The sequence below is a fragment of the Trichocoleus sp. ST-U2 genome (genome assembly GCF_039961875.1).
Classification (GTDB): domain Bacteria; phylum Cyanobacteriota; class Cyanobacteriia; order Cyanobacteriales; family FACHB-T130; genus FACHB-T130.
Genome location: NZ_JAMPJY010000011.1, coordinates 148,687 through 163,478 on the forward strand (window position 1 = coordinate 148,687; position 14,792 = coordinate 163,478).

Below are 14,792 nucleotides of genomic sequence, written 5' to 3' on the forward strand. Positions count from 1 at the left end.
TTCTAACTTTCTGCTCTGCAACTGTCTATCTATCAATTTATGTAGGCACAAATTATCTAGGCACAAAGTAGTGCCACTTCTACAAGGCAAACTAATCTTTACAAAAATTTACAACTAAGCCCTAATTATGAGGCGAACTTTGAGGAAGTGAAGTAATTTTGTTTAAGTAGCTCTGTTCACTCCTCCTCAAAAAATAGCCTGTGTTTCAACTTTTATACGTTCTGGTTCATGCAATCCAGCCAGTTTTAGTACCTCTATGCTTTTTGTGTGCGTGGATGTTGCTCCTTTTGATTGGCTGGAGTTTATTTAGTACGATCTCCGCGAGTTTTACCAAAGCGAAGCAAATGCACAGCGTACCCTGTACCAATTGCCGATATTTTACCGGCGATTACCGGCTCAAGTGTACCGTGCAACCCAGTATTGCCCAGACTGAAGAGGCGATTAACTGCTCCGACTATCGTCCAATTCCGGGTTTTTCGTTCCATTCTCAAGACACAATTTGACACTGCTCGGCGTAAACGCGCGAGATTCTTTCTTCAACCAGTCGATTTGCTCGTTGATGTCACCACCCGCGAGTAGAGATCGGTCTGTCCGAAAGCGTTAATTCCGGCGTGCCCCGCCGTATTTAAATCAATACCTGTTTACCTTAAAGCTATAGCCAAAATGTTTAGTGCGGCGTTGTGGTCGCGGTCTAATACAGTTCCACAGCCACATACATGAGTCCTGACTGATAGCGACTTCTTAACTGTCGCACCGCAGTTAGAACAATCTTGGGATGTATATTGAGGAGCAACAGCAACTACTGTTTTTCCGTACACCTTCCCTAAATACTGCAACCATTGGGCGAACTGTGACCAAGCTGCATCACTAATGCTTTTGGCAAGCTTGTGGTTTTTCACCATATTCTTCACCTGCAAGTCTTCGTAGGCTACGAAATCGCTAGATTTCACCACGCACAACGCCGTTTTTACGGCGAAGCCTTTACGCTGTCTACTGACTTTTAGGTGTTTTCTTCCTAGCCGATTAATGGCTTTCCGGCGGTTGGCTGATCCTTTCTTTTTCTTAGAAACTCTTCGTTGCCAGCGCTTCAGGGCTTTCTCGCTTTTTTGAAGATGGCGAGGGTTTGGAACAGTTTCTCCTGTGCTGTCGGTGTAGAAATGGGCTAATCCCACATCCAGCCCAACCGCTTTGCCCGTAGGAACGATTTCTTCTACTCGTTCTACATTGATGCAGAACTGGCTGTAGTAGCCGTCAGCGCGACGGATTACCCGCACTCGCTTAATCTCTTCGGAAGCGTAGAAATATAGGTCGCGAGAGCCGACTAACTTAAACGTTCCAGCTTTAAAGCCATCCGTGAAAGTCAAGTGTCTCTTATCGGAAGAAAGCTTCCACCCGCTAGTCTTGTACTCTACAGAGCGAGTACACTTCTTGAACTGCGGGAATCCTTTCTTCCAAGGCGAGTTCGCTTTGCAATTAGCAAAGAAACGTTGAATTGCAATCAGGGCGCGTTCAGCTGAGGCTTGACGCGCCATTGAGTTAAGCTTGTCTGCCCAATCAAACTCTTTGGCTAATACAGCAAATTATTTGTAGAGGTCAGAGAGCTTAATTCCTTGATTGTCCATCCAGTACCGGAGTGTTTTGTTGCGGATAAACTGCGCGGTTCGGATCATGTCGTCAATGACCCGATACTGCTCATGTCCACCTTTTAACTTGAACTCTAATACAATCATGGGGATATCCTACCCTGTTTATAGCAACTTATTGCTATAAACAAAGAAAAATCGCCCTAGAAGGACGGGGCTTTAAACCCGTAATTTTTGGGTAAGATTACTGCGGGTGTTTTTTTACTCTCTGAATCGAGAATGCTAATTCAAAAGCTCCATGACTGCGAAGAATTTATTGCCGGTGATGCCACTCAGTTGAGGGAGTTATTGCATCCAGATAAACAGCCGGTAGAATTGCGTTATAGCTTGGCTCACGCGATTCTGCCGGTGGGACAAACTTCGACGCCGCACTCGCTAACAACTTCCGAGGTTTACTACATCCTTAGCGGTGCTGGTGAGATGCACATTGATGATGAAACCCAGTTGGTAGAACCTGGAGATGCGGTGTATATTCCGCCGAATGCCAAGCAATTTATTCACAGTTGCGGAACTGAACCGTTGGTGTTTATCTGCATTGTCGATCCGGCGTGGCGTAAGGAAGACGAAACAATTTACGACGCTTGAGTACACAAACCACAAACGCAGGCAAAATTTATAATTTGCCTGCTACAGACATTTTGTTGCAAGCGATCGCATTACTTTTGAATTGCTTCCTTGTTGGGAAATGCTGGATTCATTAAATTTAAATCTTTAAAACAACAATAGCACTCCAACCAGACTCGCTAAGTGATTTCCTCTTATGGGCAATTCGACGTGGAGTTGCACTAACTTACAAAGTTTAGTTGCATCGCTCCCTAGTCACTAGCTTAGGAAATATCAGCCTTCTGGATGAGTGCTGCTGTTGTTGGATGAGACAGATGTTAAATGAAACAGCGTTTTTACCTCTCAAGTCGTATGTGAACCGCGCTGTAGAATCTGTCAGGGAAGCTGTTTAGCTTCATATTTTTACTTTAGCAGGCATTTTCAGAAGCACCCGTAAATGAAACCAAAATTCATGTTTTTGCAGGGAGATACTATTGAGATTATGAAACAAAGTTAAGTGGGAATCGCGGGTATGCAAGGATACGAGCGTCGCATCCACGAAACCCATATAAGTCCGTAGCGGAGAATCCTAGGGCGATAGGAACCTTCGGAACGTGGATTAAGTAGGGGCATGGCGCAGAAAAAGCCCCTACCCAAAAAATCGGAGGTTAATCAATCAACCGTTAACCGCTCATTACGAATCTTCAATCGAGGTTGGCTAAGTTCACCTTGGCTTCTGGAGCCTGGTAGATACCACCAGAAACTTGTAACTTCTGTAAAAACTCTTGCGTTAACTTAAGGAATGCTTTAGAGCCAGATGAATTGGGGTTGTTGAGACTCACCGGGGTAAAACTATCAACTGCCTTAGAGACATTTACATCCATTGGAATGCGGGTTTTGAAAATTTGAGCCGGGGTAAAATCTTCAGTAACTCGCTGCATCACTTGCTGGTAATATCTTCCACTCAGAATGTTCCCTGACATAATAAAGACAATTCCCATCAGGCGGAGATTGAGTAAGCCATCCAAATTATGACTTTCTTTGAGCTTATTAATCCGTCTTTCTAGCAGTTGAATTCCTACAACGGATAAAGGTTCTGGTCTAGCTGGCAGCAAGTAGAAATTACTAGCGACAATCCCACTACGAGTCAAAAGATTGTAGCCAGGAGCGCAGTCCAGAATAATGAAGTCGTAATCTTTAATTACCGGCTGTAAAATCCCTCTGACTAATTGCTTTTCAAACTCATTCCAAACTTGAATGAAATTACTATTGCCATCCCTTAGTGCTCTTTCATGAAGCATCTCAGACACTAAAAATTCATCGTAGAGATCGATATCCCCCGGCAATAAATCCAGCCCTTTAACCGTGCAAACGTAAGGCTGAATAATATCTTGGATTGAAAGATTGGTTGGACTATCGGGTCTAACTGCTTTATAAACCAGCTGTCTCAACGTGCGTTTCTCTTTCCGGCTCTTTCCAAAGTCCTGTGGGGACATCAGGCTGAGCGTAGCACTGATTTGCGTGTCTAAATCGACGACTAGAACCCGTTTCCCATGATGTTTGGCTAAACAAGTCGCCAAGTTGACACTGAGAGTCGTCTTACCGACGCCGCCTTTCATGTTTACCGTTGCAATTACATATCCCATTTGTTAGCTCCTCTCAAGCCTACGCCCCGCTAAATACAAAGCGAATCGCAGTCACTCAATCCCTGGTCAACTGTTACAGCCTTAATAATAATCTTGGATTCGCCGTCGTAAGGCAATAGCGCGATATGAGAGTTGCGACGATTTGGGATCGCGGTGTTCCGTGCGCCACGGATATCGCCTATCAAAGCGGAATCTCTCCAGAATAGCGATGGCACGTGCGATCGCTTCTCTTACCCTACAGCGTTTGCCCAGAACTTGCGCTGAAATCAACTATCCCAGATTTCTGAAAATTATGTAAACTTTTATAAATAAAGCAAAACACCAATCAATATCTATGACAACTAATAGTGGAATTGGCAAAGTTCAAAAAACCAAAAAAACTCCCAAAAGCTCCACCAAACGCGCGGAAGCATCCAAGCAGTACGACAAGATGAAGGGGGACGGAGTACCAGAATTCAATATTTACATTCGCATTCAAGGTAAAAAAAACTGGTTTCCAGTCGGTTCCCTAGCGGTGAATCGCACCAGTAAGATTAATCAAGCCATCTTCGACACCCAAGAAGACTTACGCCAAGGAGCCTTCCGTCTATTTCCCGTCCTCCGCAAGAACCAGAACAATTTGGAATACGGCTATCGCCTCAAGGGTTCTGAATATGCAGATGAGCCAATCCAAGTTGCCGTTCCTCCTCAGCCATCTGTCCCGAACGCGATTCAAGCAACGATCGATAAGCTGAAGAATAGCTTCTCTGGGCTATTGAAACGGGGTTAATTTTGTTGTTTAGTGCAAGGATGCGATCGCTCCGCTGGTATGTACATAAGCCCTTCTCGCATAGAATATGCCGTTTTTAACGGCTGTTTGCGTAGTCGAGAAGAAAACGCGATCGCATCCAACTCACTTTTGCCACTGCCAGTTGAGCAGACGCTAAACTTTAAAAGGAACTTGACCCATGTCCTTAAGAAGCGGTCAATACCCTAATACGAAAAACCTCACTCTGAGGACAATCAGATAGGTTTAAGGTTTCAATGAGTGCCGTGGAGAGGAAGAACACAATTGAACTTCAACCCTGAGCTTTGCCGAAATGAGAGTGAAGTAGAAAGTAAACTCATCGTTCAATATCTGCTGCCACAGCTAGGATATACTCCAGAAACTTGGCATCAAGAGATTGCCGTTGGCAGTATTCGATTAGACTTTTTGGCATTTGCAGCGCAAGTCATCCCATTTGTGTTGGATGACAACTCGCCATTAAGCGTTGTAATGGAAGCAAAGCATCCCAATCAAAACTTAAATAGACATACTGGCAGACTCAATCGCTACTTAATGAGTTTGAATGTAGAATATGGATTGTTAACAAATGGCAAGGAACTCAGAATTTATAAAAAAAATCAGGATAATATTCAGCTAGTATTTCACTGTTCCGGCAGAGAGATTAGCTCTAAAATAGACAATATAAAAACTATTATTGGTAGAAATAACTTAAATGAAAAAACTACTGAAGATCCAACCAATATCAAAATTAATCTTGAAAACGCTCAAAATGAACCTTTGGTAGAGGAAAAAACATTACAACCTGAATTAATTAATTCTCAACTCAGATCCACACCAATTATTCAACCAAAAAGGCAACATACTGTGAAAACAATTGCGGTTTACCACAACAAAGGCGGCGTAGGCAAAACAACAACCGTTGTTAACCTAGCCGCTGCTATCAGAAAGAAAGGCAAAAAAGTCCTGATTGTTGACTTAGATAGTCAAGCTAACACTACCTTTGCCGCAGGTTTAGCAAAATTTGATGATGAAGAACTAGATGAGCTAAAAGATTGCAATGTTCGTCATCTATTGAGGTCAGAAGAGTTTTACCCTATAAACGAAGTTGCTAAGAAATCTCAGTATAGTAACCCTGAAATTGATGTGTTGCCTTCCCACATCAGTTTAATGCAATACGAAATTGAGCTAAACCAACAAGATTCTAGTAAACTAATGCTCCTGCAAAAACTAAAAGCAGTAGAGGCTCAATACGATGTTGTAATTATTGATACGCCACCATCTTTAAACCTTTATGCCAGAATTGCTCTAATCACCGCTGACTATCTAATTATTCCTTCCGATCTAAAACCCTTTGCTAATCAAGGGTTAGTAAACGTCAAGGATTTTGTTAAAACAAATAATGAGTTCAGAAAATTTCTCAATAAACCAGCTATTGAAATATTAGGTGTTCTTCCTAGTAAAATATCTACGAATTCAAGATTTGTTCAATATACTTTACCACGGCGCTTAGAGGTAATTCCCAAACGCTACGATTTGAAAGTAATGGAAAGCGTTATTTATGAAAGAGAGGAGCTGGCAAAGTGTACCGAAAAAGTTCAGATTGTAGGTAACATGGAAATACCAGATCCAATCTCGGTGCTTGATTTCAAGCCGGATTCTACCTCCGCTCAAGAATTTAATCTACTAGCAGAAGAAGTTTTGCGAGCAATAGGACTAACTACATGAAATTATCTACTTCGCTCGTAGCAGTAAAAAAAATTAACTCTAATATGCCCCGTTCAGAATTTTCAGAGGATGAGTTGAACCTGACTGCTGAGTTAATTTTAAAAGCTGAAGGTATTATTAATCCTCCAGTTATTCGTAGAACCAGCCTGGAATCCTATGAGGTAGTTAACGGACACTTTGAATACTACGCTGCTGTTAAGGCTCGTGAGATAGATCCTCGTAAAGGGGAAATGATTGGAGCTTTCATTATTGAATCAGAAAATGAGGAAGTTCTCATGGATCAGGTTAAAGTCCTGAGAAATCGAGAATCTTTTAATAATGAGTCCCAAGTTGCTGACATACAGCCTTTAAATATGGTTGAGTCATCAAATAATGCAATACAATTTAAAATTTTATTGCCTGAAATTGAAAGTTTAATAGATAGAAAAATTCAAATGATTAGCAACAGGATCGGCGAACATATTGATGAATTTGTTCGGAAAATTGAACCAATCCTGAATCACCAAGGAAAAGTAGGAACTGCGGGAGATGATACACCTCCAACTAAAAAACCGGACTACGCTGGAATGCCAGTTCCGGAGCTAAAAGCGATCGCGGCAGAACGGAACATAGAGGGACGTTCAAAGATGAAAAAAGAGCAACTCATTGCAGCTCTTCAAAAAGCCGATGCCAGTCAAAAGTAAATAACCTCATTAATTCACTTAGCGCAACGCATTATAAACGTAGCGCCTTGCAGTTAACGGCTAATAGCGATCGCTTCCATTTACTTTCTCATCAATTAGCTGCTTTCCGAACTTGCTCAGCGTAATCTTTGGGACGGATTCGACGAAAAGTTTGGAGAGCGAATTGTCGTAAGCTGGTAGGCAAATAAGACAGCACAATCCCTAATTTTGCTTGACGCGAACTCCCCAAAATCTGGCTAGATTCTTGCAAAAGCTTGCGTCCTTCTGAGGTTTCGCCATTTTCAATCAGCCTTAAGCCCAGTGCTTTCCGGGTTCCGGCAAGTTTATTTAATCGGGCTTTTTCTAATTGTTCTTCCGGAAATTTGTAACTATTTAGACAGAAAGATTTTGCTTTTAAAAAGTGAATATTTTGTTTCAGACTGGTTTGACCGCCATGCATTCGATATTCCATCAAAAATTCTGGCAGGAAGTATCCATTTTTGCCTGCGATCGCTAACCTCACCAGTAAATCAAAATCCTCACAACCATCTGCTTCCGGGCGCATATAATCAACTTCTTTCAAACACTCCATCCGAAAGAGCGTAGAACCAACCTGTAAGCTTTGTTTTTGGAAAGTTTCCGTAATTAGATCGGGAATCATTCCCTCGTTAAGTTTGTCCTTCCCCCACTTAGCAGAATTTTCTAACGTAGCTGATTCATTTCTTTCTCCCCTGGCATCTATAATCCAGTGGTTTGTACAAACAAAATCTATGGTTGGATTAGCGTCTAAAACAGCTACCGTTTTTTCTAAAAATTCAGGCGTTAACGCATCATCATCGTCAAATTTAATAAAATAAGTTCCACCAGCGGCATCAAAACCAGAACGCATATTTCGGCTGCGCTTAATATTAACCGGGTGCCGAATATAGCGAATTCTCGGATCGTTCCATTGACTCACTACTGCTGGGGTGTCATCAGTAGAACCATCGTCACAGATAATTAGTTCAAAATCTGTATAAGTTTGAGCCAGTACGCTATTTACTGCATAAGGCAACAAATTAGCTCGATTGTAGGTGGGGATGGAAATGCTAACTTTGGGCATAAGCTGAAGTTGTTACTGATTATTTTTACGCAGTAGAGACACGCTCTGGCAAGTCTAGTATGAGGCGAAAGTCTATAGTATCGATATTATCCCTCTCCGTAAAATCTAACCAAACGCTCAGTCTACGATGAAGATTTTAATGCTCTCTTCCACCTTTCCCTATCCGCCAACACGGGGAGGAACGCAAGTAAGGACGTTTAATTTACTCAAGTATCTCAAGTCTAGCCATGCGATTACTCTAATTACGCAGCGCAGTGGAGATGTTACGGACGAAGAAATCAAAGGACTGCAAGAGTGGGTGGACGAGTTGGTAGTTTTCCCCCGCCCACAGGAAAATTCTCAAGGAGGCGTGTTGGGGAAACTGCGGCGCTTCAGTACGTTTTTGCAGGAGGGAACACCCCCCAGCGTGCTGTCTCTCTACTCGCCAGAGATTCAGAAATGGGTGGATGAAGCAGTCGCTGCTGGCAAGTTTGAGGCGATTACTTGCGAACATTGCGTGAATGAAATCTATGTGCGTCCTGAGTGGCGGCGCAAGGATGGAAAAACCTCAGCGCTGCGGACGTTGGTGAATATTCATAGTTCTGTCTACGGGACGTGCAAGAACCAGCTGGAAACGGGGACATCTGAGAAGCCATTGCGAGACAAGCTGAATTTGCCGCTGTTGCGCCGCTATGAGCAGCGCTACTGTTCTAAATTTTCGGCAATTGTGGTGACGACGGAGGAAGATAAGCAACAAATTCAGAAATTTAATCCCAACGCCCAAATTCAAGTCATTCCGAATGGGGTAGATTTTACTCAGTTTCCGATGCGTTCCGCCGATCCGGGGGGACACCGATTAATTTTTATTGGGGCGATGGATAACACGCCGAATATTGATGCGGTGCGCTTTTTTAGCTTGGAGGTGTTCCCGGAGGTTCAGAAGCGATATCCGGATGCGACGCTGGAACTGGTGGGCGCTCGTCCTGGAACGGAAGTTGTAGATTTAGGGAAGCGTCCTGGGATTACGGTTACGGGGCGTGTACCTTCAATGGCAGAGTATTTGCACAAGTCTTGCGTCTGCGTGGTGCCAATGCGGACAGGATTTGGGATCAAAAATAAAACGTTGGAGGCAATGGCAGCTGGGGTGCCCGTAGTGGGGAGCGATCGCGGTTTGGAAGGATTAGCTGTGGAAGGGGAAAGCGTGCCGTTACGCGCGTTACGGGCTAATCGGGTGGAAGAGTATGTAGATGCGATCTCTAAGCTGTTTGAAAACCCCCAGCTTCGAGAGCAGTTATCGAAAAATGCGCGATCGCTCATCGAAACAGAGTACACCTGGGAAAGCGCTGGATCTCGTTACGAACAGGTACTGCATTCATCTTAAAATCCCTCGTTAAGAAGACAAGTAGGATTTCTCGCTCCCCCTATCCCCTCTATCCGCCTGCTTTTGCAAGGGAAGATCGAGAATAAATTTTTATTCACAAGGGTTGGAGCGGGGTTCCGGATTCAGCTACTCTCCTAAACACCCTACCCTAAGCACATCGACGATCCTGATTACCTGCCTTTAAACCATCACATACATGGCAGAACGTGTTTTACATCTAGTTGATATGCTCGAAAGATACTCCAAACTCCGATCGATGAATAATCATCTACCGAATGGCATCATGCATAAAAAGTGTGAAATGGACTCCTCCTTTGGAGAGGCGACATCAATCTATAGGGAGTCTCTAATCAGTCTTTACAGGTGATTTCGGATGGAAGCAGGATAATTTGTGGCAGATAGATAAGTATATTTTTATGTACACGGCAATTAACCGCCAAAACGTGGAAAATTCCAGCTCTTGATTGGCTTTAGCTCATCCGCCGGTCTACGAGCGAATTGTCAATACTGCACGGCAGTAACGTAAATTACACCATATCCCTACGAAGTCAGCGAGGCGGCATGAGCAACGGGAACATTTCAGAAGAGCATATTGGTAGGGGCGGGTTTCCAGAGCCAAGCTCATTGAGCCGAGAATCGTTGGCTCCTTTAATGCCTATAAAACTGTCTATCATTACGCAGTTTTATCCACCAGACTACGCAGCGACTGGGCAGCTGATTGAAGAGCTAGCCGCTAACTTAGGACAACTGGGTTTGCCGGTGCAAATTTTTACCGGACAGCCAGGGTATGCCTTCCAAAAGCACTCTGCACCCGCAATCGAGCATTGTAATAAAGTTGTCGTGCAGCGATCGCGCACTTCTCGAATGTGGCCTCAGCGAATTCGCGGCAAAGCCATCAATGGGTTATTATTCTGCGTGCGTTCTGGACTTCATCTACTCCAGACGGCTGGGCGAGGCGATGTTTTGCTCCTCACGACCGCTCCCCCCTTCTTGCCGATTCTAGGGTACTTAGCGAACTTAAGCTTTGGTGTGCCTTATGTTTGTCTGCTCTACGACTTATATCCCGATGTTGCCGTCGAACTAAATGTGGTTCGCCCCCAAAATTGGCTAGCTCGATTGTGGGATTTTGTCAACAGATGCATCTGGAAAAAAGCTCAAAGAATTATCGTCCTCAGCCCCTCAATGAAAGATCGCGTCACTGCCAAATGCCCGGAGGTTGCCAATAAGATTTCTGTAATTCATAACTGGGCAGATCCAGATCGGATTGTACCGATTCCCAAACAAGATAACTGGTTTGCCCAGGAGTTTAATCTAGTTGATACCTTTACCGTCCTATACTCCGGCAATATGGGGCGCTGTCATGATATGGATACAATTCTGGAAGCCGCCAGACTCTTGGAAGATGAACCCATTCAATTTGTCTTTATTGGCAATGGTGCCAAGCGTCAAAGTTGTATCAATAAAGTCAGCATGATGGGTTTACGCAATTGTCGCTTCTTGCCCTATCAAAATAAGGAGAACTTACCTTATTCCCTTACCGCTTGCGACTTGTCTTTAGTCAGCATTAGCCCTGGAATGGAAGGATTAGTCGTTCCCAGTAAGCTTTACGCTGCCTTAGCCGCAGGGCGTCCCCTTGCTGTCATTTGCGAACCCCATTCCTATCTTCGCCAGCTGATAACTGAAGCCAAGTGCGGCGCTGCTTTCAACAATGAAGATGCGAACGGTTTGGCTAACTTTATTCAGAGTTTAGTGAATTCTCCCCCATTAGCCAGTCGAATGGGACGTGCAGGGCGTTACTACTTGGAGTCAAACTTCACCCCAGAGATTATTGCACGGCAGTACTCAGCGATTTTGCATCAGGCAGTCCGCGAAACAATAGAACTCGATGCTTCGACAGAAGTTAAACCCTTGCGTTGGTACCATTCATCTCAACCTAGTAAGAAGCGGTCAGGAGGCGTCGTCCGCGTCTCTAAGCATCGTCAGGATTAAGCTGCATCATTTTCCAGGTAGTAAAAGTTCCAACCGGACTCCACAGCACATAGGGAACTAGCAACAGAGACGCCCAGCCGGAAATCGGTAAGACTGTTAGTGCCAGAATTAGACCTAAAACGGAACCAATTGTGCCAATAATTGTCCCAACTTTAAGATTGCGTAGCCTCAACATCATTGGGTTATAGGCGACAATCGCAATTTCTACTAAAAGATAGAACGCCATCAGCCACCAATTTTTGGTGCGTTCCCAGACGATATAAGCTGACCAAGCACCGCAAATAAAAACGACTGTCCAGATGAATGGAATTAATGGCTCAAATGTTAACCACCTTGGTCGTTGCAGGCGTTTGAACCACTTAACATCATTTGGCGTAATGATGTTACTCCCCATCGCCACTAAAAGAGTCACGCCCCCAATCACCATCCAAGATTTAATAACCATTCCCCTTCCCTTCGCTCCACCAGACCTGCTAGCCCTTTGTAGCGATTGTGTCAAGTTCAGGAGGAAGCTGTAATCACTCCCTAGTCTGAAACTAAGAAGCGATCGCGCTTAACTTATGTTGTGGTTAGGGAATGTGATGCTGCTGACGCAGCCGCAACGCTTACGCACTTTCACACCCTTACTAAGGACTTATCTTCTTCCCAAGCAAGTAATGGCTCAAGTTTCCCTGTCTCTGTAAATGTTCTAGCAGCCAGGAGGCATCGGAGCAAATCCACACACATCTTGGCGGGATAAATCCCTTCTTGTCCACCCACAACTAGCTTTTCTGTTTCATCTGGTTTTGATGGCTCAATTAACACATGAAAGTTAAGGGTATCAAAAGTTACAGTAACAATATATTTTCCCGCTTCACCACCTCCAATACTCATATAAGTTTCATCATCAGCACCCAATGTAACTAAAGTTTTGCTTTTGCCATCTAACTCGCGGATAGCTGCTTCTATTTGGCTCCAATTTGCGTCTTTAATTAATTCGCTTTTAAGTTTATTGTTAATCCATCTTTCCATTGACAGATGGAATACTATCTTTGTTACCACCTTTTCTTCTAAATCGGGCCAGCGGTCAAAACCAAGTAACTTCCCAACCTCAGAATTTTTCCAAAAGGCTTGACGTTCAGCATAGGACATTATTTGATTTGTCCCCACACGAACTTGTTCAGGGGTCAACAGACGAGGGGACTCCCAATTGTTGTTCTTGTCTTCTTGTGAAGGCTGCGGCGTTGTCTCTTGTGAATTTGAACACATATCCATCTTTTCCAGGGGCAATGGTTGTGGCACCGACATACTGCATTTTGATTATGTCTTTATAGTAGTTAAAGGCTGAATCCACAGAAACTAGCATCAGAGGTGTGTCGTTCATCCCACCAGAACAATACCGCAAACTTACTTGCGTCACATACCAGATTAACCATTTTCTTATGGGTTCAATCAAGGGGTTAGTTTGTTGACCTTTACTAACAGGATTGGTTTCTAAATGCTCAATTTCTAGAGTATGCGGTGTGCCGGGGTAAGGAAAGACGATATACCTAATTAATCCCCAAACTTGCTCTTCATATACCAGTTTGACGATGTTTTGCAGTTCAAAATCGGTACGTTGCCATAACTCTTGCCAGCGAAAAGCCCAACTATTCGGCATATCCTCCACTCTGGCAGGAGAGATTGCAGCCTCTTGTTCGCCAGCAGCTTGTGTCCGGATTCGCACGCGGTAAGAGCCAATGTCTATTGCTTTACGCATTGTCATTTTTTTATGTTGCTACCTGTGAATTACTTTATTCAGGTAGTTCTGACCGTAAGCTTACTGTCTTTGCTACAGCCCATTGATAGCTAACGCTTAGTTAGCGAATTGATAGCTAACGCTTAAATAACGGACAGCAAAAAAACTTGCGAGTATCGGCTTCATAGCAGGTTGATTGCTGACCTCCACAGAAAAAATAAACCAAATGTAGTGCAGGATATTAATTTTGGGAATAATTAGTTAGAGTCAACTTTCCAACGGAAAAAAACATATATGGATGCGACCGAACTTCTAAAACGCTACGCGGCAGGAGAAAGGAGTTTTCCTTTTGCCAATCTAAGCAACGCTGATCTGAGTGGTGCCAACCTAAGTAACGCTGATCTGAGTGGTGCTGATTTTGGACATGCTTACCTAGCTACCGCCAATTTGAGTCATGCGAACTTAAGTGATGCCAAACTAATTTATGTAAAATTGCAGGATGCTAACCTAAGTTATGCCAACCTAATCGGTGCTAACTTGAGTTTTGCATATCTCAGTAGGACTAACTTATGTTTTGTAAACGCTCCTCATCCTCAGACAGTTCCTGATTTTTATAGGATAGTAAGAGCTGCTAAACAAGCAATTTATAAGCTAAAAAAGCTCTCTTATATTAAGGAGTCTAATGATTTTCTAGAAGAAATTAACCTTAACGATTATACAGATTTTACAAGAGCAAATTTGACAAATGCTAATTTATATGGTGCTTTTCTAACAAATGCCAACTTTAGCGGTGCTAACTTGTCTAATATCTGCTTAATTGAAGCTGATTTAACTGGTGCTGACTTAAAGGGAAACAATTTACATCGGGCTAACTTAGCTAATGAAAAGCTAATTAAAGCAGACTTACGTGGAGCAGATTTAAGTGATTCCAACTTAGCAGGAGCTGATTTAACCGATGCACAACTAGAAGGGGCGAATATTCAAAGAACAATTTTAGTGAAAAAAGCCAGTTTTACGGAAAACATCAATGTATTCGCTAAGAATACTCAAAATCTATTAACTTTTATCCCTGAAGACAATGAAGAGCAGGCTAAGACATCTTTGATATTACCTTTTATTAAATTATTAGGTTATAACATTCATGATCCAGAAGTAGTCAAAGCAGAATCGAAGGCTGATTATGCAAAAAAGAGGAGAGCCGGTAAATATAAAAGGGTTGATTATAAGATATTTATCAGAAGCGATCCTGTTATGTTAATAGAAACCAAAGCTGTAAACCAAGTTTTAGACGATAAAGACGGTCAGCTAGCTAACTATTTCTCGGCAAAAATAAGAGATGGAGGTAAAGTGAAAATTCCCATTATTACAAATGGAGTTACTTACAAATTTTTTAGTGATTTTGATAAGCCTAATGTCATGGATCATCATCCTTTTTATATTTTTGAGGCTTTAAAATATGAGTCAAAGGATGTTGAGCTAATTCAATTATTTTGCTCTCATAAATTTAATCTAGATGTTATTAAGTCGGTAGTACCAAACATGTAATGATAGAGGAGTAGAAATTCTTGCTAATATTTTCCACTCATGCCTGCCTGCCCTATTTGTGCGTCTGCTCAAACGGTCAAGAATGGTCACATCC

General features: G+C 43.0%; 14 protein-coding genes and 1 pseudogene. 7 read left to right on the plus strand and 8 right to left on the minus strand.

The window, feature by feature from the left end; all coding sequences use genetic code 11:
• Positions 1 to 302: 302 nt before the first annotated feature.
• Complete coding sequence (locus NC996_RS10305; RefSeq protein WP_190682682.1) at positions 303 to 485, minus strand: hypothetical protein; 183 nt, start codon at positions 483 to 485, stop codon at positions 303 to 305.
• Positions 486 to 536: 51 nt separating this feature from the next.
• Positions 537 to 1,730 (minus strand): annotated as a pseudogene (locus tag NC996_RS10310) (transposase).
• 132 nt (positions 1,731 to 1,862) lie between these two features.
• Between NC996_RS10310 and NC996_RS10315 the strand changes: the two are divergent.
• On the plus strand, positions 1,863 to 2,228 hold the full coding sequence (locus NC996_RS10315; RefSeq protein ID WP_190527634.1) for a cupin domain-containing protein: 366 nt from the start codon (positions 1,863 to 1,865) through the stop codon (positions 2,226 to 2,228).
• 662 nt (positions 2,229 to 2,890) lie between these two features.
• On the opposite strand, the gene NC996_RS10320 is transcribed toward NC996_RS10315, so the two are convergent.
• Entirely contained in the window at positions 2,891 to 3,832 is a 942-nt protein-coding gene (locus tag NC996_RS10320; RefSeq protein ID WP_190682685.1) for a ParA family protein, read from the minus strand.
• An 81-nt stretch (positions 3,833 to 3,913) separates the two neighbouring features.
• Positions 3,914 to 4,102 (minus strand): hypothetical protein, encoded by a 189-nt coding sequence (locus tag NC996_RS10325; protein ID WP_190682687.1) that lies wholly within the window; start codon positions 4,100 to 4,102, stop codon positions 3,914 to 3,916.
• Between the two features lie 64 nt (positions 4,103 to 4,166).
• Here NC996_RS10325 and NC996_RS10330 point away from each other — a divergent pair, with 64 nt between their 5' ends.
• From NC996_RS10330 to NC996_RS10340, 3 genes are all read left to right on the plus strand, one after another.
• On the plus strand, positions 4,167 to 4,601 hold the full coding sequence (locus NC996_RS10330; protein WP_190682690.1) for an HHL1-like protein: 435 nt from the start codon (positions 4,167 to 4,169) through the stop codon (positions 4,599 to 4,601).
• Between the two features lie 282 nt (positions 4,602 to 4,883).
• Positions 4,884 to 6,323, plus strand: coding sequence for an AAA family ATPase (locus tag NC996_RS10335; RefSeq protein WP_190682692.1), 1,440 nt, complete (start codon positions 4,884 to 4,886; stop codon positions 6,321 to 6,323).
• Positions 6,320 to 7,006 (plus strand): Rho termination factor N-terminal domain-containing protein, encoded by a 687-nt coding sequence (locus NC996_RS10340; RefSeq protein WP_190682696.1) that lies wholly within the window; start codon positions 6,320 to 6,322, stop codon positions 7,004 to 7,006. Before NC996_RS10335 ends, NC996_RS10340 begins: the two co-directional genes overlap by 4 nt.
• 91 nt (positions 7,007 to 7,097) lie before the next feature.
• Here the strand turns inward: NC996_RS10340 and NC996_RS10345 are convergent, their stop codons facing one another.
• Positions 7,098 to 8,087: a glycosyltransferase gene (locus NC996_RS10345; RefSeq protein ID WP_190682699.1), complete on the minus strand. Its 990-nt coding sequence runs from the start codon at positions 8,085 to 8,087 to the stop codon at positions 7,098 to 7,100.
• Between the two features lie 127 nt (positions 8,088 to 8,214).
• Between NC996_RS10345 and NC996_RS10350 the strand changes: the two genes are divergently transcribed.
• Together NC996_RS10350 and NC996_RS10355 are read left to right on the plus strand one after the other, a co-directional pair.
• Positions 8,215 to 9,447: a glycosyltransferase family 4 protein gene (locus tag NC996_RS10350; protein WP_190682702.1), complete on the plus strand. Its 1,233-nt coding sequence runs from the start codon at positions 8,215 to 8,217 to the stop codon at positions 9,445 to 9,447.
• Positions 9,448 to 10,098: 651 nt separating this feature from the next.
• Entirely contained in the window at positions 10,099 to 11,436 is a 1,338-nt protein-coding gene (locus NC996_RS10355) for a glycosyltransferase family 4 protein (protein ID WP_242037452.1), read from the plus strand.
• Here the strand turns inward: NC996_RS10355 and NC996_RS10360 are convergent.
• From NC996_RS10360 to NC996_RS10370, 3 genes are all read right to left on the minus strand, one after another.
• Entirely contained in the window at positions 11,417 to 11,881 is a 465-nt protein-coding gene (locus tag NC996_RS10360) for a TspO/MBR family protein (protein ID WP_190682708.1), read from the minus strand. The genes NC996_RS10355 and NC996_RS10360 overlap by 20 nt on opposite strands.
• A 170-nt stretch (positions 11,882 to 12,051) precedes the next feature.
• On the minus strand, positions 12,052 to 12,606 hold the full coding sequence (locus NC996_RS10365) for an Imm1 family immunity protein (RefSeq protein WP_242037449.1): 555 nt from the start codon (positions 12,604 to 12,606) through the stop codon (positions 12,052 to 12,054).
• On the minus strand, positions 12,596 to 13,180 hold the full coding sequence (locus NC996_RS10370; protein ID WP_348259989.1) for a hypothetical protein: 585 nt from the start codon (positions 13,178 to 13,180) through the stop codon (positions 12,596 to 12,598). Before NC996_RS10370 ends, NC996_RS10365 begins: the two co-directional genes overlap by 11 nt.
• Positions 13,181 to 13,447: 267 nt before the next feature.
• Here NC996_RS10370 and NC996_RS10375 point away from each other — a divergent pair, with 267 nt between their 5' ends.
• Complete coding sequence (locus NC996_RS10375; protein ID WP_190682715.1) at positions 13,448 to 14,698, plus strand: pentapeptide repeat-containing protein; 1,251 nt, start codon at positions 13,448 to 13,450, stop codon at positions 14,696 to 14,698.
• The last annotated feature ends 94 nt before the right edge of the window (positions 14,699 to 14,792 follow it).